The 17,950-nt window shown below is 58.1% G+C and carries 11 protein-coding genes; 5 read left to right on the top strand and 6 right to left on the bottom strand.

What is annotated here, in order from left to right:
• Positions 1-153: 153 nt before the first annotated feature.
• Genes ACNJX8_RS08675 through ACNJX8_RS08655 form a run of 5 tightly spaced genes read right to left on the bottom strand, consistent with a single transcriptional unit; the run spans position 154 to position 6,769 of the window.
• Positions 154-1,878: a dipeptide ABC transporter ATP-binding protein gene (locus tag ACNJX8_RS08675; RefSeq protein WP_439360263.1), complete on the bottom strand. Its 1,725-nt coding sequence runs from the start codon at positions 1,876-1,878 to the stop codon at positions 154-156.
• Complete coding sequence (locus ACNJX8_RS08670) at positions 1,879-2,742, bottom strand: ABC transporter permease (protein WP_439360262.1); 864 nt, start codon at positions 2,740-2,742, stop codon at positions 1,879-1,881.
• Positions 2,739-3,695, bottom strand: a complete 957-nt coding sequence (locus ACNJX8_RS08665; RefSeq protein ID WP_439360261.1) for an ABC transporter permease — start codon at positions 3,693-3,695, stop codon at positions 2,739-2,741. Before ACNJX8_RS08665 ends, ACNJX8_RS08670 begins: the two co-directional genes overlap by 4 nt.
• Positions 3,696-3,699: 4 nt before the next feature.
• Positions 3,700-5,388 carry an ABC transporter substrate-binding protein gene (locus ACNJX8_RS08660; RefSeq protein WP_439360260.1) on the bottom strand — a complete coding sequence of 563 codons (1,689 nt, stop codon included), beginning with the start codon at positions 5,386-5,388 and terminating at the stop codon, positions 3,700-3,702.
• Between the two features lie 43 nt (positions 5,389-5,431).
• Positions 5,432-6,769 (bottom strand): NtaA/DmoA family FMN-dependent monooxygenase, encoded by a 1,338-nt coding sequence (locus tag ACNJX8_RS08655; RefSeq protein ID WP_439360259.1) that lies wholly within the window; start codon positions 6,767-6,769, stop codon positions 5,432-5,434.
• A 2,366-nt stretch (positions 6,770-9,135) separates the two neighbouring features.
• Between ACNJX8_RS08655 and ACNJX8_RS08650 the strand changes: the two genes are divergently transcribed.
• Positions 9,136-10,044, top strand: a complete 909-nt coding sequence (locus ACNJX8_RS08650) for a hypothetical protein (protein ID WP_439360258.1) — start codon at positions 9,136-9,138, stop codon at positions 10,042-10,044.
• Positions 10,045-10,810: 766 nt separating this feature from the next.
• Here the strand turns inward: ACNJX8_RS08650 and ACNJX8_RS08645 are convergent.
• Complete coding sequence (locus tag ACNJX8_RS08645; protein ID WP_128943650.1) at positions 10,811-11,251, bottom strand: VirK family protein; 441 nt, start codon at positions 11,249-11,251, stop codon at positions 10,811-10,813.
• A gap of 629 nt (positions 11,252-11,880) precedes the next feature.
• Between ACNJX8_RS08645 and ACNJX8_RS08640 the strand changes: the two genes are divergently transcribed.
• The 4 genes from ACNJX8_RS08640 (at position 11,881) to ACNJX8_RS08625 (ending at position 17,675) form a co-directional block, all read left to right on the top strand.
• A complete protein-coding gene (locus ACNJX8_RS08640) occupies positions 11,881-12,855 on the top strand; it encodes a hypothetical protein (protein ID WP_439360257.1) in 975 nt (324 codons plus the stop codon).
• Between the two features lie 1,975 nt (positions 12,856-14,830).
• Positions 14,831-15,520 (top strand): response regulator, encoded by a 690-nt coding sequence (locus ACNJX8_RS08635; protein WP_128943647.1) that lies wholly within the window; start codon positions 14,831-14,833, stop codon positions 15,518-15,520.
• A 27-nt stretch (positions 15,521-15,547) separates the two neighbouring features.
• Positions 15,548-17,002 (top strand): type II and III secretion system protein family protein, encoded by a 1,455-nt coding sequence (locus tag ACNJX8_RS08630; protein ID WP_439360256.1) that lies wholly within the window; start codon positions 15,548-15,550, stop codon positions 17,000-17,002.
• 10 nt (positions 17,003-17,012) lie between these two features.
• Entirely contained in the window at positions 17,013-17,675 is a 663-nt protein-coding gene (locus tag ACNJX8_RS08625; RefSeq protein WP_439360255.1) for a CpaD family pilus assembly lipoprotein, read from the top strand.
• Positions 17,676-17,950 lie beyond the last annotated feature (275 nt).

Raw genomic sequence — 17,950 nt, 5'->3', positions numbered from 1 at the left:
CTAGCCCTGCTCCGCGCGCGGGCCGGTCCACCTAGTGCCCTGGCCGAGCGATCAGCGAGCGCCCAATCGTGACCAAATCGGCGCGCAAGGGTGAATGCCCCCGAGATCGGAGATCGACAATTTTATGATAAAGCAAGTCGAATTCGAAGGCATTCATGCGATGCCTTCTTCGAGGATCGTAGATGATTGACCTATCTGTTGGTCGCGCACAAGACGCGGCATGGCCGCGATAAGGCTCTTGGTATATTCAGACAGTGGATTACGAAATATCTCTTCAGTGGCGCCGCTATCGACGATTCTCCCCCGGCGCATAACTATGACGCGATCGCTGATATGACGAACAACACTGAGATCATGCGAGATGAAGAGATAACTTATGCCGAGGTGGTCCTTCAAATAGCCGAGCAGGTCCAAGACCTGGGCCTGGATCGAGACGTCGAGCGCCGAAACCGGTTCATCGCAGACGATTACGGCAGGATTTGGTGCGATCGCGCGGGCGATCGCAACGCGCTGGCGCTGACCGCCCGAGAGTTCGAGCGGCCGTCGGTCCAGCAAGGCCTGGGAGAGTCCGACCATATCGAGCAGCTCGATAACGCGCTCCTGCCGCTTGCGCCGTGTCTCAACGTCGCTTGAAAGGCTGTCGGATATGATGCGTTCGACCGTCCAACGTGGATCAAACGAGCCAAGAGGATCCTGGTAAATGATCGATATCGACCGCCGCCGAGCCCGGCGTTCGCGTTCAGCGAGCGTGGTCCAAGGCCGGCCTGCAAACTGAACGGCTCCCTCGTCAGGCTCGTCGAGCGCCAGGATCATGCGCGCCATCGTTGACTTTCCTGATCCAGATTCCCCGACGATGCCCAAAGTCTCGCCGGATCGCAGTTCGAAGGAGACGCCGTCCACGGCCGCCCGCAAAGTGCCATCCGGGCCCTTGAAGCGCTTCACCAGACTTGTCGCTTCGAGCAGGATGGGACGAGATTTCGGCAGCGATTGCACGGGTGGCTGCGTTTGCCGGCCAGGCGAACGCACAACAGTCGATGGTGACAGTCGTGAGCCGCGCGGCCGGCCTGATGGCACGGCGTCCAGCAGCTGACGAGTATAGGGGTGTCGCGGATCGCTAAATATCTGGGCGGGGGTGCCGCGTTCGACAACCTCGCCTCGTCGCATGACGAGGATCTCATCCGCCACGCGGGAGACCACTGCCAGATCGTGACTGATCAGAATCAGAGCCTTGCCCCGCGTTTTGGTCTCCTCGAGCAGTGCCAGCACATGAGCTTGCGCCGTCACGTCGAGAGCGGTAGTCGGCTCGTCGGCGATAAGGATGCGTGGATCGAGCGCAAGTGCTGCAGCGATGAGAGCCCGTTGACGCTGGCCGCCGGATAATTGATGCGGCAGTTGCTGGGCTTTGGTCTCGGGCTCGGGGATACCGACGAGCTTAAGAAGAGCAATGACGCGCTGCGCGAGCTCCTCGCGTGATGATACCGCACCATTGAGGAGCAAGCCTTCACCAATCTCTTTGCCGATCCGGCGAAGCGGGTCAAGCGAGACGAGCGCATCCTGTAATACAAAGCCAATCTCGTTGCCGCGGATGCGCCGCCAGCCACGATCGTTAAGGCCGATCAGGTCCGTCCCGTCGAAGCTCATCTGGCGTGCATGGACACCAGCGTGGCGACCAGCGAGGCCTACGAGAGCCCGGGCAGTTACGCTCTTGCCCGAGCCGGACTCACCGACGATCGCAAGGCACCGTCCCGGTCGGAGGGAGAAGGACATATTGCGCACAACCGCTTTCTCCGCGATGTCGCGCCCGAAGGAAACACGCAGCGAATCGACCGTGAGGAGGTCTGCCTGCTGCGAGACAGGCATGGGACGAACCTGCGACATTCAGCTTTTTCCTTCCAGACGGTCCTGTATATGACGCCCGACGATGGTGACGCTGACGGCAAACGCGGTCACGGCCAGACCGGGTATGATCTCCAGCCACCAGGCGTAGATCACATAATTGCGCCCGGCATTGAGCAGCGCGCCCCATTCAGGGGCAGGGGGAGCGACGCCAAGACCTAGAAAGGCAAGGCCGGAGGCCCAGATAATTGCCTGACCAACGCCGATCGTCATCATTGCTGTTAGCGGGTTCATGGCGTTGGGAAGAATATGCCTCCAGACGATACGGGGAAATGGATGGCCCAGCGCCTTGGCGGCCTCCACATACCCTGTCCCTTTGATGGAAAGCATCTGCCCCCTGATCATGCGCGCATAGCCTGGCGCTGTGCCGATTCCGACAGCTATGACTTCAGTCAATACCGACGGCCCAAAAACAGTCACGAACACAAGGGCGAGCAAGAGCGTGGGAATTGCGAAGAGCACGTCGACAATCCGGCTGAGGATGCTGTCGAATACGCCACCAGAAAGTGCGGCGGCGACGCCGAGAATGAGTGCAATGGACATGCTCAGCGCGGTCGCGCCAAGTCCGATGGCAAGCGATTGGCCTGCCCCCTCGAGTAATCGGGAGTAAAGATCCCGGCCCAATTGATCTGTCCCCAACCAATGGGCGATCGAAGGAGACTGCAACGACGATCTCAAATCAATAGCGAACGGGTCGTGCGTCTGCAGCACCTTTGGCATCATGGCCGCGAGGGCAATGAAACCAATGATAATAAGCGAGGCAGCAACTCGGAAGGGAACATGGCGGACGAATGCCAGGAGTTCTCTGAGCGGCCGAGACACGGTGACTTCTGCGAGCATGCTCATGTCAACTTAATTCTCGGGTCGAGTATCCGATAAGTTAGATCGACAATCACACTAACAGTGACGAATAGGCCCGCAGAGATCAAAACAGCTCCCGAGACAATCGGAACGTCTCGCGAGGACGTTGCGGCAACAAGAACTCCACCCAGCCCTTGACGGGCGAAAACGATCTCGATCAAAATCGCCCCCGAAAGAAGCTTGCCGAGCGCCCAGCCTGATAAGGTTACGCCGGGCAATGCAGCATGGCGCAGGACATGGTGAAGCCTGACGCCGAAATCACTCATACCTCGGGCTCGCGCGGACGTAATGAAGGGCTGCTCGAGCACGCGCGTGAACTCGTTTAGAACAACTTGTCCGAAAAAGCCGGACAGTTCGAGAGCCAGAGCAAGTGTTGGGAGAACGAGTCCCATCGGCGAGCTTTCTCCGACAACTGGAAAAATGCGCAAGTTTACCGCGAAGACGACGAGCAGAATTGTAGCTAGCCAGTAAGGCGGCGCGGTTGCCAAGAAGATTTGCGCGCCGCTGAGCAGCTTCGACCATATGTTGTCTCTGCCGGCGATCAACAGGGTGGTCAAGATCGCAATAACCCAAGCCATCAGCAGCGCGGCGATCGCCAGAACAATGGTGGGGCCAATCTGTTCTGCGATGATCCCCGCGACGGGTCGATGCTGCTGGTATGATTCACCAAGATCTCCATGCAGGATTCGCAATATGTATTTGCCGTATTGAACGGCGAGCGGTTGATCAAAGCCATATTTCGCATTGATGGTTGCGAGCTCGGCCGCAGGTGCCGGCCCGACGTCGCCACTCCTCACATTGATGACGATCTGCGCGCGATCGCCGGGCATCAAACACTGAACTAAGAACGTAAACGTTGCTGCAGCCCACACGACGGCCACACCCGATAAAATACGGCGCGCGAACCAAACAAGCCGATTGTGGGATACGACCTTCATGGTGTCATTTCTTCTCGTCGAAATGAGCGTCATAGAAGACGGGCTCGCCCACTGACCCGTGGTCCAGCCACACGTCTTTCAGGCGCGGGGTGGTGGCCAATGTCACGTCCAGCACCGTAAGGCCAATCACAGGAGCCTCATCCACGATCTTCCGTTCCGCCTGCTGATAGAGGCCAGTACGTTCAGCGCTATTGAAATTCTCCTCCGCCTTTTGGATCAGCTCCCAAAGTGTCGGATCCTGGAAGCGCGATGGATTGAAGCGATTGGGCTCGCCATTCTGGTCCGGCTTCCACGAAATTCGGAATATCTCAGCGCCGGGTGCAACCCAATAAAGAAGCACGATCTCATAATCGTTGGGCCCGAGGTTTTTTCCGGCGAAGAAATCAGCCGGATTGGTGGGTTGAAGACGTACGTCAAAACCGGCCGCCCTTGCCTGCTGCTGGATAACTTGCAAGGCTTGCTCGCCATCGGGCTTCAGAAAAGCGTACGAATAGGAAATGCGCACGATGAGCGGATTGCCGTTCTTGACACGAACGCCGTTAGGGTTGCGCTCAGTCCAACCCGCCTGATCAAGCAGCTGATTGGCTTTCCGAATATCGTACGCATAGAACTGCCCGAGCTCACGCAGGTATTCCGGCGAGCTCTGACTTAGCGCACCGTTGCCTTCAAATGGCAAAGAGCCGAGGAAGGATGTGTCGACCGCGGCCTTCCGGTCAGTAGAATAAGCAAAGGCTTTGCGGACGAGCACGTCGTCAAATGGGGGCCGGGCCGTATACAACGCCAGGCGCAGAGGGGTGCCGCCGGTAAGGTGCCGCAATACTGGAAAGCGGGAATTGGCGTCCTTCCATGCGATAGCTGGGATATCGTATATGGCATCGGTCTCCCCCGTGATCAGCGAGCCGTATCGGACAGTCTGATCTGGCAGAAACTTCCAGCTGATCCCGTCAACGTAAGCCGGCCCTTGATGTTTCGCGGTGGCCGGTGCCGAATTGTAGTCGGGATTGCGGCGGAAGGTGACTTCCCGTCCGTGGCGCCACTTGTCGACAATGAATGGACCTGAGCCGACAGGGTTCTCGCAATTGACCCCAAGTCCACGTTTGAGCGCGGATGGCGAGAGAATTCCTTGTGAGGATTGGGCGAAAACGTTCAGCAAGGGTTGGAACGGCGCTTTCAGGGTTATCTGCAACCTCAGAGGAGCGATTGCCCTTGCCGATTCGAAGCTGTCACTAAGATAAGGAGCGGCAGTCGGATTACGAAGATCAGGGTCATTGCTGAGCCATCCGTTGATATTATCAGCGACGGCCTGCGCATCGAGAGGAGTCCCATCCGTGAACTTCACGTTCGGCTTTATCTCGAACGTGTATACCTTTTTGTCGTCGGAGATTGTCCATGCCTCGGCCAGCCATGGCACAATCTTGCCATCCTCGCTGCGGGCAACCAGATTATCGCTGTACTGGCGTTGCAGATACCATTGCTGCACCCAACCTCCGAACAGGCACGCCGGCTCTTGAAAATGCCCATAACGAATAACGCCGCCCCGCTTGACGTTGCCGGCCGGCGCCTCTTGGGCATGGCCGCTGGGCGCGAACTGTGCCAGGCTTTGGAGCACGAATAGGCTAGCCGCCACTTTTCTTCCGCGATGGTTCGACTGGCGGGTGAAACGCCTCGATGATTGCGTATTCGATACAGACATATCCAAGCTCCAGGGCAATGAATGCGGACGGGAGAATGCAGCGTCAGACCGCTGACGTACCCGCCTTTTTCGGTTCGATGTGGAGGGGAATCCCCAAATGCTCGCGCAATGTCTGCCCCCGATATTCTGTGCGAAACAGACCGCGCTTCTGGAGGAGGGGCACGACATGGTCGACAAAGGCCGCAGTGCCGTCGGCCAGCACGTCCGGAATGACGTTGAAACCATCGACCGCGCCAGCGCGGAACCAGGCCTCAATCGAATCAGCGATCTGCTCGGGCGCGCCCACGAGTAAGCGGTGGCCAAAAGCTTGAACGCTGCTGATGATCTCGCGAACGGTCCGGCCTTGACGCGCCAGAGTTTCGATCGTGCGATGGTGACCGACAGAAAACGGAACGTTATCTGCATCGGGCAAAATCTCTTCAGGGATGGGACTTTCGAGGCTGAGCTTCTCGACCGCCAGGCCCATGCTTCGTGCAAGAGCGGCGATGGCGCGCTCCAGATCGAGCAAGTCGTCCAATTGCTGTTTGCGACGAGCCGCCTCTTCTTCGGTTCCGCCGATGCAGGTGACAAGACCTGGGAGGATGAGCGGAGCCGCAGGACGGCCGAATTGACGAGAGAGAGCACGCAGGCGCTCGGCCTCCTGCAGCGCTGTTGTCAAGTCCCCGGCTGCCGCAAACACGACATCTGCACTGCGCGCGCCAAGCCGTAATCCGGGATCCGAACCGCCCGCTTGAACGATGACTGGATGACCTTGAGGCGAAGCGGGATGTGTAAGTGGGCCTCGGATGCCAAAACTATTCGTATCAGGATCGAGCAGCCGGAATTGACTCTGATCTGCGTAAACTCCCGCAGCCTGGTCGGCGATGATCATCCCGCCGCCCCAGCTCAGCCAGAGAGCACGGACGGTTTCAACGAAGTCCTCGGCCCGTCTGTAGCGATCCGCTCGCCCGACTTCTCGACCGCCGAAGTTTGCTACCGTCGCCGGGCTCGACGTCGTGACTGCGTTCCACGCAACGCGGCCACGGCTGATGACATCGAGCGATTGGAAACGCCGAGCGAGATTGTATGGTTCATTGTAGGTCGTCGACGCTGTCGCGATCAGGCCAATCCGCTGCGTTTCGCGTGCAATCACCGCAAGAACGAGGGTAGGTTCGAGCCCATTCAGCGGTGGCTGGTGCGTAATGTCGAAGTTTATCGCGGGAGTATCGGCGAGGAATACAGCATCCAGCAAACCACGCTCCGCAACCTTCGCAGCCCGGACGTAGTGCTCGATATCGAAAAAGGCGCTTGGATTTGTACCCGGCCAGCGCCACGCGGCGGAATGGCCACCAGCGCCATGAAGATTGAGGCCAAGATGAAGCATGGAGTTAACCGAAGACATCACAACCCCTAATGCGGCGCCCTCTGAGCCACCTGGTGGGCCTTGAGGGCAAGTCAATGTCGGCGACCACCCTGCCCTTTCGCGCAAGCTCACGCTGAATGTGCGCCGGGCAGCCAATTTGAGGCATGGATAACAAACCGTCGGCTGATGTTAGAGGACTCTCACCGAAGAAGATTCCGCTACGTGCTGTGATGTTCTGCGCGCGGGCGCTGCCCAAAAAAGCTTCGACCACGGTGGTTGCCGATTGACGCCGTCGTGACAGCCAATTTCCAGCGGCTAGTTGATCCCACACGAGTACACTCACATCGGCGCTCCAGAATTTATCAACAAGCCAGCTGCTTCTCAGGAAGGTGTTCTGATGCCCATTCGCGATCGGAACGTTTGGACTCGCGACCGGGCGAGCAAGGATCGACTAGAGAATCTTTAGAGGTCGAGTCCACGCAAACGCAATAGTTGAGTATTTCAATCTACTATCGTCTGTTGGCATCCCCTTCTATTGCGACGTCTATCTGTCTATCGCTTAGCCCAAATGGTCTCTGATCAGGCTCCCCGAACACGCGCTGCGTGATTGCAGCGACTTTAATTGGCAGCGCCGGCTCAAAGCGAGGCACATGAATTGATGCGCTCGAGAACACACGACAGATTTGGGAGACATTGTTGATCAACCGCATGCTGCCCGTTGCAAAGCGACATCCGATCAATAAGGCCGCACCAAGCCAACCATCTAATAATGCGATGAAACATTCTAGATTATACATGCCTCGTTAAGGCATGCTTGGACGCTGAGCCTTCTTCTGCACCACCGTGGCGCCTGCTGCATTCGAGGATGCTGCGGATCTCTCGCTTGGTTGTCTTGCAGGCGCCGCATGTTCTCGCTTTTTCTATCGGTATGATGACCGACCGCGACTTTGCAAGAATGCCCGTCCTCGAGGCCCCCTTCGTGAGCGCGCCCCGCTATGTGCACGGGACTCAGTTACTTTTGAAGACAAACGCGTTGGAGCGTCAAACATCGGGAGCATCAACGTTCACGAAATCACTCAGTTGGGTATCGGAGTGCGTCACTTACCGGCAGATGAGGTCGGGCGCGCCTCTCGTGATGAATCGCGGGCTATCAGCTTCATCAATGCCAGTTCGAACCGTCTGGCTAGCCTCGAGGTCCGCGGCCATCTCCGGCGAGAAAGATCACGGACCACACGCTCCCCGCCAGCATGGTGGACGACCGCAGCCCCGGCGTTCTGACCTAAGCCATCATCGTCCTGCCATTAGCAACAGGAGTGCAACCCGCGAGCGCCAAGAGCCGCTTCCTTCGGCCATCCCGGCTGGTGGCTTTGGATCAACCCAGGAAGACTGATGCTAGTCAAATTTTCATGCGTCGGTGCCTGGGATCTATCGCTACTTTGACCGGAAACGCGCCGGGCTCGGAGATGGGAAGGAGGGGCCGATACGACCGACCGCGGAGATTGCCCTAGGTCTTTTTGTTCAGCTGCGCCTGCAAAGGCTTGCGCGGCGATATGTTTGTAAGGCGCGACCAAATTGTGGTGCATTGTGTGGCGCATCGGCTGCAAGCGTCAACGCCCCGTTTTTCTTTTCCGAACTGAGGCGCCCGTGTGCCAGTCGTCCTTGCCGCCGCGGTTTTTATGCACCCGAATCGTTTGTGGCCCAGCCACGTCTGGTTGGGAGTTCAACGTCTCGCGGCCGCACAGCCTTTTAATGTTGTGAGTTAAGCCATTACCCGTGTGTTGCGGATGCCTGGATCGAAGTCGCACGCCCGGCTCTTGTTTTACGGCCAACGCCCGGCGCACCGAAGGCGAGGCCGGCCTCGCATCAGCAGTCCCGACAGAGGACAATGAGCTTCACGCCACCCCGGCCCGGAAACGAGCCCGACGGCGGCGGCCAGACTCAGCTGTTCGGATCACAGCTAGCATCTTGACCAGCATTCAAAGGAGATCCACTCGGAGCCGATGCAAGCTGCCCCAGGCATACTTCTCCACGCCGCTCAAGCTCACCGATAGCCGCGCTTCCGCCCCGCTGCTTCTCCCGGACCTTCACACGGCGCTGCCGTGGAGCGGATCGCCGGCATAGTCGGGAGAGCCCCGAGTTTTCTTCAAGCAATGAGTCTGGTCAGCTGTTCGACAGCTAACCCTTTTAGCATGGCAACATCTTTATCCGGACAGGATGCCGACTTGATGGCCCAAAATCTGGAACAGAAGAATGACTTGGATCCCCGGTCAGCCCCTCAACCCACCCATCCGCTCGAGAACCAGACCCGGTGCGTTTTATCGACATTGCGCGCGTCTCGATTGCTGATCCTTATCGGATCAACTTCGTACGAATGATATTGACAAGGCTACCAAAGGGAGAAGGGCATGGACCCATTTGAGGACGTCAACCGATCCGAGGCTCGGATGCATTACCTCGAGCCGCAACAGGAAGAGACAGCGCAAGCAGACTTTGAGCAGGGGCTTCGAGAGTCTCAGCCAATCCTCGCAGGATTGGCTTCACCTGGGACTGCATCGAACCGGACGGTAACGGATGGTAACAAGAGAGCGCAAGCTATTCCGGAGAATGAACGGTGCACGCCTGCATCCTTTGTCAGAACGCGCGCTCAACTTGCCGCAATGCTGACGTGCGCGAACATTGCGGAACTCAGAAGAGAAATCGAACTCGCTGCGCAAAGATCAGCAGAATGGTCACGAGCGAGTGGATCGTCAGTCGACCGCGTCGATAGTGGCCGCGTTTACGACGACGTGGTGGGATCGTCATATGTGGAGCTGCAGCGCTTTCAAAACCACGCCAGCCATTGCAAGCCACATGCGTTGGACCGTCAAAGCGCGATGGCCCATTTGCGTTCCATGGCGGCTTTGCGTTACGACGCCGCCCCCTGGAATATCTGGGGAGGCCAACGACTTGATCTAGGTCGCGCAGCGGCAGAGCACATCAGGGGCGATACCAGTTCTTCGCCTTTTGTGTCGCTGTCCGAGGAGGCCTCACAACTGCTCCTTTCGCCGGACGATGACAACGAGTATGGCGCCAAAGTCATCGCGGAAAACGCGAATGAGTTGCACACCTACACGGTGCCGAGGGTCACAACTTGGACGGCGGAAGAGATCGTCAGTATTCTTGAGGACGGGACTGAGAATGATGAACCCGCTCTGGCATGGGTGAGTGATACCCCAACTGAGGAGCGTGAGGTACTATTTCTGGGCGGGAACCTGGATGACTATCGGACCTCTAGCGCATCTAATCCATACAGAAAGTCAGAAACAAAAGGCTGAGTGGTACAGGCTTCGGAAAGGTGATTTACCTTTTCCGACGCTCGGAAACATCGAAATCAGCGTTTCGCGCTACCAATAATACCCCGGTCCAAACGGCCAGCGCGGGCGACTGGCCGCGCTCTTCTCTTGCGTTGGCCGCAATTTGGCTGAACGAGGTGCTCATCGGCACCTCGGGCAGCTGCTCAAGCTTCCGAAACCGCGGATCGCTTGCTCAGAGAGCTTAGATCTGCGCCCGAACGCAGTTTACGAGCGGTGAGCAGACCCATAACAGCCAGCCCAGATGATCTTAAGCGGCATGGTTCAATCACCTTGTGGCTGCATTCGGCAGCACTGAGATCTCAGGTGAAAGGATCCCAAAAGAGGTGGATGAAAGATAAGAGCGCATCGTGGGGGGCCTAGGGTCGAGTGTCATCATCGCGAGCCCGCGGCTGGATCGATTTGGGAATAGTGTTCTTACGATGACCGCAGACAGCGTGAGGACGTCCTTGGCGAGCTCATCTGAAGCGTTCAACTGAGAGCCTTGGCTCCACCCCATACGACGACTGCCTGAACCGCCGATCTTCCAATCCCTGAGATCGAATCGAGATCGGCGGCCCTCGTGAGTTACCTGAGCAGCAAGTACGTGCAACTTAATCCTCGCCCGACGAAACGACCGTCAGAAACACTCTGATCGTTCCTGACGATCGAAAGGATCCTTATCCGTGCGAAGGTGTCCGCACGATTAAAGGATCAAGTCTTTGAAGCGCCCCCTGCTCTGTGCTCTTCGTTACCAGATGAACTTTGCGCCATCCGGCAGTTCGCAGATGAATTCGCCCTGGTTCACGAGTTCGGTGGTCCCGACGACAAGTTTCGAGGCTCGCACCGTCAGCTTGCCTTCGCGGCTAAGGCTATGGCGGATGTACTCGGTCACGGCATGTCCGGAGCTGTCGACCGTTTGATGAGCATTGGCGAAGCTGATGCCGTTCTGGACGGTCACCCTGAAGGCATTGATGACCAGACCGGCTTGCGTCGCCGACGCAGGCTTGCCACCCTCCGCTGTGGTACAGCGGCTCATGTCCAGTATGAGCTTTACATTCTTCCCCGCCTGGAGGGCACTGAGCACCTCGGTGTATTTCGGCGAGGGTTCATCGGCTCTCGCCGGCGCGCTCACGCTCGCGGCCGAAAGCAAGAACAACAGGATCCGTAGTGCTCGGCCAGTAAACTTCATATGCTCTTCTCCTTCGATAAGTAACGCAGATTGCACTTTTAAAGACGTCGTGCTCGCAAGCCGTTTGTCTGATTCCAGACACCACGCGCGCTCGCGCGCCTGTACAAAAGCAGCCTGTCGCAACGAGGCGCAAGTCGCTGTGATGGCTATTCCGACATCACAACCTCGTAGGTCAGGTTTGCTGAAGTGGCTTAGCTTCGCGCGCGTCGACTAGAACGATTTGATCCAGCGTCGTCCTCCGCTTGGAAACCACAAAAATGGAAGCCGGTTGCGCTTGTCCGTCGCAGTCCTAACGGGCGAGAGAATGCAGTTCTCACATCTGCATAAGGAGACGATTTACGAAAGAAATTCGACCAGCCTCAAGCGCCAGTTCATCCGTCTTGAAGGCTCAGTCAGGGGACCCGATCTCGGCTTGATCGAACACCAATGCCGGAAGGCACAAGGCAGCACCGTATTATGATCCGTCGCTTCACGCGGCTTCCGTCCAGCTGACCGTTCGCCTCGTTGACTGAATCTATTCGACTCATTCCAAAGCTAAATGACCTCATTCCTGGTCCGTCAGCTTCCCGAAAGCTGCACCTGCAACGATCTACGCCGACCGCCTGCACTTCGGAGGGAGAAAGAGATGAATGTTGATCCAGGAAATGCCGCAGACACTCCCTTTGAGGTTTCACAACCCGCTACAGGAGCCGCACCGGGTCCTCGGGCCACAGGACGAGCTTAACACCCAGATTAGCGCACCGGCGCACAGTTCAGACGATCAAGCAAGCTTCGAGCAGCAGCTGAATGACTTGAATTTAGACGACGTAGATTCGGTCTGCCCAGCCTCGGCTTCAGTCCCCTTAGCGGCAAATTCCGCCACCGCCAGGTCCTCGTCTGCGCCAGGCGAGGCGGCCTCGGAAACCAGTCGCTATCCAGCGACATCATTTGTCGGCGCGCGCGCCCAGCTTGCGGCAACGCTAATGGGCGCCACGCTCCAAGAGCTCAAGAACGAGATCGCCCTCGCCGAAAGGCAATCAGCGCGATGGGCGCCAGCGGGGGACAACGGTGTCGACCGGGATCGCATTTTCGACAATGTAGCGGCATCGGCATATCTCAAGCTGCATCGTTTCCAGAACCAGGACAGCGATTGCAAACCGCGCGCCGAAGCCAGCACATGTGCAATATCACATGTCCGTAACACGGCGCGGGATCATTCTTCCATTGGAGATCCTTTGGAGCGATATCCCATGGACCGAGCGCGCCAGGCTGGATGGAATATGCGCGGTAAGACGGCTTCTCCATTCGTGTCATTGGTCGAAGACCCTTCAAAACTCACCGTTTCGCGTGACCACTGGGCGAGAGCGATCGCCAACAATGCGAACACGCTGCACACCTACGCCGTACCGAAGTCCGCGGTCTGGACGCCCGACGACGTACTGAGCAGTATTGGCCTTGGAATGAATGTGGAGGATCAGGACAACATCGATGCGGACGTGGATTTGATGTGCTCGCTGGGCAGAACGCCAACCAGTGAGACCGAGCGCTTGTTCCTGGGCGGCGATTTGGAGAACTACCGAGTCGCCAGCGAAGCAAATCCCTACAGGCGGGAGACTGGAGACTAACGACTAGACAACCGGCGACCGCGCCATTCTCTCAAGTTCCTTGATGTTGACCAAGACGACCACCCTAGGACCGGTCGTCCCAGCGGCGCCGCTCCACGAACACGATAATGGCTTCGCGAATAATGTTCAGATCAACCCATTCCTTGACCTGCGCAAGGGACGAAGGCGCGCCCACATCCCAAGAAGTACCCGTCGCTCTGGAGGACACACTCGCACCATTGTTCGCTTTTCCACGGCTCTCATTGGAGTGCTGCGGCCTAGCCCGCATCGATCCGATCGCCGCCGACACATTTGGCGGGACTCGAATGACGTGAGCCATAAGGCGGAGCTTTGATCCCTTCGCCAGCTCGACCTGCCATCGACCGCGCGATCATTCAAAAGAGCTCGAGTGCGATCGCATCAGGATCGGGTCAATGGAGTCTCGCTCAGCGGCAAGCGTGCCGTCGCACAATGGCCTATTCGCTACCTGGATGCGTTCCATCAAAACAATCGATTTTGCCGATCTTGCCTTAAAGCCCCATAGTCGAATCGCGATCTATGGAGGCAGCATTCAAGAATGTCGTTCGGCTATCGATTCTTTCTTCAGTATCTTGCCGGTCAAATCGGCTTGCGCGCTCGGGCGTCTGCATCCCAGAAGTTCGCTCCCGCGCGTCCCATAGAAGCATCACGCGGCTCGCCACCGTCTCCCTGCTAAATTGGCGCGCACGAAGTCGATCGGACGACCGTGACGTCACGCGGTAAGGCCTAGCAAAGACGACTGCCTTCACACACTGTCATCGGCTTTGGCTCAAGCTACGCCTTAATTGGACCGACGAAATGCTCATGACATTGGCGAAAGGGACGAGCGTTACGCGCAGGTCGATAGTCTGGTTTCGGACGTATCGTCATTGCTTCAGAATGCTTGCGAGTTCAAGAGCACTGCTACAACCAGCGGTCAAAGGCACTTGAATCTCACCTAGCGTCAGATTGTAGGATTTCCGACACCCCGCGACACAGAACCCGCTCGCGTGAACTCTTCCTGACAGGTAGCAAGAATTGCGAACGCCTCAAAAGCACAATGCTCCGCCGCTCCGCCCCGTCACGCTGCTGGACTGCTCCTCTTTGGGGCGAGCGTCCTACATCGCCTGTGTGCAGATCGAAGGACGCAGCGCCGAAGTCGAGATCCGATCATTCTGGCGCCGTGCACCCCGTGAGACGAAATGGTGCTGGTGTAGCCACCTGGATCCATGCGCGATGACAACACCGTGGAGCTCGATTGCATCGTTCACAGCTTTCGCTGGGCTGCGGCGGACGTGGGGACCTCGGGCGCGACGGAACTTCGGGATGGTTGACACCTTGCGTGCGAACGATTCGCGAACGAGAGGGTGTTCTTCAAGCCGAAAGGGGCATTGATCGTTTCGTCGTGCATCTCGGTCTGTGAAGCCATTGGCCGGATGCGTCGCGTGATGTGTCTTCGAATGCGGAAGGACTTGCATTGTCGTGACTTCACGACACGACAGGCTCAACAGCCCAGCAGGACTGACCGCAGACAAGACGAATTGGGGAAGTTTCCAAATGTCGGTCTCGCTCATCTGTTCAGCCACAAATCCGATCGTCTCCCGCGCTTTGGTTTGGATTGCGCGGCTTGGCGCAATTCGCACTGCAGGCGTCGGCTCAGTGCATGCAAGAACGGTTGTGATCGGCCCGCAGACGCGTCAGCGGGCTGCGGCGGCCTTCGGCCTTTTAAACAAAATCAGATCTCTTGCTGGCACGCGGCGCACGTTGAGCGGCGCCGGCGCCGTAAGCAGTCCGCAGCGGTCCGTGGTCCATCCGATGACAATGGACCCGCAGATATTGATCGCCTGTCAACATGTTCCGCCCTCTCGTTTCGGGCTGTTCAAATTCACACTAATCCAGCCGCCTCTCAGTTCCATCGAGCCCCATGGTCGATCGTGACGCGCTCAGGTCTTGGCGTGAGTGGACGAGAGGCGATGAAATGCGAATTCTCCTGGTTGATCATCATGCGGACTTTGCCCGCGACGTGAAGGAAGCGCTCTTAGATTGCGGCTTTGCCGTCGACGTGACACGTACGCTGGATGATGCGGCGGCCGCGCTCGATTGCGCGAACTACCACATGGTCCTGCTCGAATCGGATTTGCCCGATGGAGACGGATTGGACTGGCTGAAGCAGCTGCGGCGCGAGGGACGGTCAATGCCGGCCGTGATGATGAGCAGTCTCAACGATCTCAGAAGGCGGATTGCGATTTTCAATGCGGGCGCGGATGATTTTCTGCCCAAGCCCGTGTCTATCGACGAACTCATTGCCCGCATGCGAGCTATTTTGCGACGGTCAACGCAAATGACGGCGCCGGTGGTGACATTCGGGAATCTGCATTTCGATCCGATCTCGCGACAAGTCTCGGTCGGTGGTCGAATCCTCCGAATTGCACGCCGCGAAGTGTGCATTCTTGAACATCTGCTCAACCGCGCGGGCCGTACCGTGCCGCGCGCATCGCTCGAAGATAGCTTGTATGCATTTGACGACGAGGTCTCGACCAATGCGCTGGAAGTCGGGATTTATCGCTTACGCACGCATTTGAGCCAGGCGGGTGCAACGCTCAGGATCAAGACCGCGCGCGGTGTCGGTTACACCCTTGAACTCATTGGCGCAGCATCGGCTGCCTAGCCGATCGAACTTGAAAGCAACACTCCCTTGAACGTCGTTAACAATGCCGCCGGCGCTGATCAGCCGTCGATGGTCGCCAGCGGCTCGCATTATGCCGCTTTTCCCCGACTCTGCTACGTCCTATGCGTAGTCGCTCTGCTGTTTCCGCTTGCTGCCACAGCTCAGACAAAGCGGGATGGCAAAGGAGAACCGCCACGTGCGGCACCCGGCAGCATCACCGGCACACTCAACCTTACCTCCTCACAGGGCAAGACAGTTCATCTGACCGGACCGGCTGCGAGCATTTTTATTGCCGACCCGGCGATTGCGGATTATCAGGCGCCGTCGAACACCACGATTTTCGTGTTTGGCAAAAAGTCCGGACGGACGAGCCTGTTCGCCCTGAACGACAAGGGAGAGGCTCTCGCTGAGCTGCGTGTTGTCGTCACCCAACCGATCGAGGATCTGCGGGCCACGCTGAAGGCCGAGGTCGGCGACTATCCGATTCAGATCAGCTATACCCCGCGCGGCGCGATCCTTAGCGGTACGGCGCCCAATGCCGATGTCGTCGAGACCGCCAGGAAGGTCACTGAGCAGTTTCTTGGGGCGGGCGCGCTGGTTGTCAACAAGATCCAGGTCGCTGGCTCATTGCAGGTGAATCTCAGCGTACGGGTGGCAGAAGTTTCCCGCAGCGCCGTCAAGGATCTCAATATCAACTTCACCGCCTCCGGCCCAAACGGCGCTTTCCTTCTCACCGGCAAAGGCGGCGGGTCCGGCGCGGCCGGCGGCGGCGGCAAGATCGGGATCGGGTTTAGCGCCGGCAATACCAACCTCAGCGCTGTTCTCGACGCTCTCGCGAGCGAGCACCTCGCCTCAATCCTGGCTGAGCCGAATCTGACGGCGATGTCCGGCGAAGCCGCAAGCTTCCTCGCCGGCGGGGAATTTCCGATTCCGGTCATGCAAGATAATCGACAGGTTTCGGTCCAATTCCGGCAGTTCGGCGTGAGCCTGGAATTCGTCCCGACCGTGCTCAACAACAATCAGATCAATGTCCGTGTGAAGCCCGAAGTCAGCGAACTGTCGAGCGAAGGCGAAGTCAAAATCAATGGCATGGCGGTCCCTGCCCTCTCGACTCGGCGGGCGAGCACAGTGGTCGAGCTCGCCAGCGGTCAGAGCTTTGCAATCGGCGGCCTTATCAGGCGCAACTTCAACACTGATATCGGCGAGTTTCCCTGGCTCGGCGATGTGCCGATTCTGGGTGCGCTTTTTCGCTCCTCATCGTTTCAAAAACGTGAAACCGAGCTTGTCATTATTGTCACGCCCTACATCGTGCGCCCCGGATCGAATCCGAACAGGATGAGTGCGCCAAGCGACCGCATCTCACCGCCCTCAGATGCGGGGCGGATTTTGACGAACACGGTGGCCCGGCCGCCGCGAAACCGCGATGCGCCTCGCGCCAGCGCACCAGGATTGACCGGCAGCGCCGGCTTTATCATCGAATGAGGATCGTCAAATGACCTTGCGATATTTGTGTCACTTGATCGCTATTGGGGTAACATTGGGTGGCTGCGCAAATAGTGCCTCGATCCATCTCGGGCCGGCTGAACCAGCAATACAGGTCGAGCAGAACAAACGTGTCTTGTTCCTGCAGAGCCTTCGTGGCTCCGAAAAGCTTCAGCTGCGGAGCTTTATCGCGAACGTCAGCGGCGGCCGGCGGGATGCACTCCATGTGGATGTCACGGGCTCCCCCAGGCTCATCGCCCAAGTGGCGCACGAGGCCCGCGCCATGGGCGTTGCTCCTTATAACATCCGCCTGTCCGCTTCCCCCGTCGATTTACCGCCCCGTTCCGGCGTGAGGATCGAGGCGATTACCTTTGAAGCCCATATTCCGATCTGTCCGTCGCTTTTGATTGTGGGACCTGCCGTGAACGACAATTCATTCGACTCGACGCTTGGCTGCTCGACCAGAAACAACCTGGCAGTCATGGTGAACGATCCGCTCGACTTGCTGGACAATCGGTCTGTCATCACGAGTAATGGCGATCGCGCCGCCATTCCTCTTGCCAACTACGCTACCTCCGCCCCGCGCAACAAGAGCAACGGAGAAGATGGAGCAGGCACGGTAGCGCCGGACGCGGCGGGAACGACAACACGGAATGTGCAGCCGCTCCGATAGGCGGGTTTGGGCGCGTGTCCGGACTCACTGTGCAACACCTTGCGCTTGAGCGTCGTCACCACGCCGCTAAATGGCGCGGCTCTGTGTGTCACGATCGAGCCGCCCCTCATTGCCGGCCACATGGTGGCAGCGATTGGTTTTGCTCTCATCGAGAACGAGGCCGATATTGTTCACCCGCACCACTCGATCCCGTCCAGAAATTCCACGTGGCGTGCGCGTGCTCTAGAAAGCCGTCATCAATCATTCTGGAGGCTGCAGGGAAAGCGTAACCGCCT

It is taken from the genome of Bradyrhizobium sp. SPXBL-04, from assembly GCF_051853035.1.
In the GTDB taxonomy this organism is placed as follows: domain Bacteria; phylum Pseudomonadota; class Alphaproteobacteria; order Rhizobiales; family Xanthobacteraceae; genus Bradyrhizobium; species Bradyrhizobium zhanjiangense.
This window is presented reverse-complemented; position numbering and strand designations above follow the sequence as displayed.

Coding starts and splice junctions, on each gene's coding strand:
- ACNJX8_RS08675 (WP_439360263.1), bottom strand. CDS start 1,878: ATGTCGCAGGTTCGTCCCATGCCTGTCTCGCAGCAGGCAGACCTCCTC.
- ACNJX8_RS08670 (WP_439360262.1), bottom strand. CDS start 2,742: ATGAGCATGCTCGCAGAAGTCACCGTGTCTCGGCCGCTCAGAGAACTC.
- ACNJX8_RS08665 (WP_439360261.1), bottom strand. CDS start 3,695: ATGAAGGTCGTATCCCACAATCGGCTTGTTTGGTTCGCGCGCCGTATT.
- ACNJX8_RS08660 (WP_439360260.1), bottom strand. CDS start 5,388: ATGTCTGTATCGAATACGCAATCATCGAGGCGTTTCACCCGCCAGTCG.
- ACNJX8_RS08655 (WP_439360259.1), bottom strand. CDS start 6,769: ATGTCTTCGGTTAACTCCATGCTTCATCTTGGCCTCAATCTTCATGGC.
- ACNJX8_RS08650 (WP_439360258.1), top strand. CDS start 9,136: ATGGACCCATTTGAGGACGTCAACCGATCCGAGGCTCGGATGCATTAC.
- ACNJX8_RS08645 (WP_128943650.1), bottom strand. CDS start 11,251: ATGAAGTTTACTGGCCGAGCACTACGGATCCTGTTGTTCTTGCTTTCG.
- ACNJX8_RS08640 (WP_439360257.1), top strand. CDS start 11,881: ATGTTGATCCAGGAAATGCCGCAGACACTCCCTTTGAGGTTTCACAAC.
- ACNJX8_RS08635 (WP_128943647.1), top strand. CDS start 14,831: ATGCGAATTCTCCTGGTTGATCATCATGCGGACTTTGCCCGCGACGTG.
- ACNJX8_RS08625 (WP_439360255.1), top strand. CDS start 17,013: ATGACCTTGCGATATTTGTGTCACTTGATCGCTATTGGGGTAACATTG.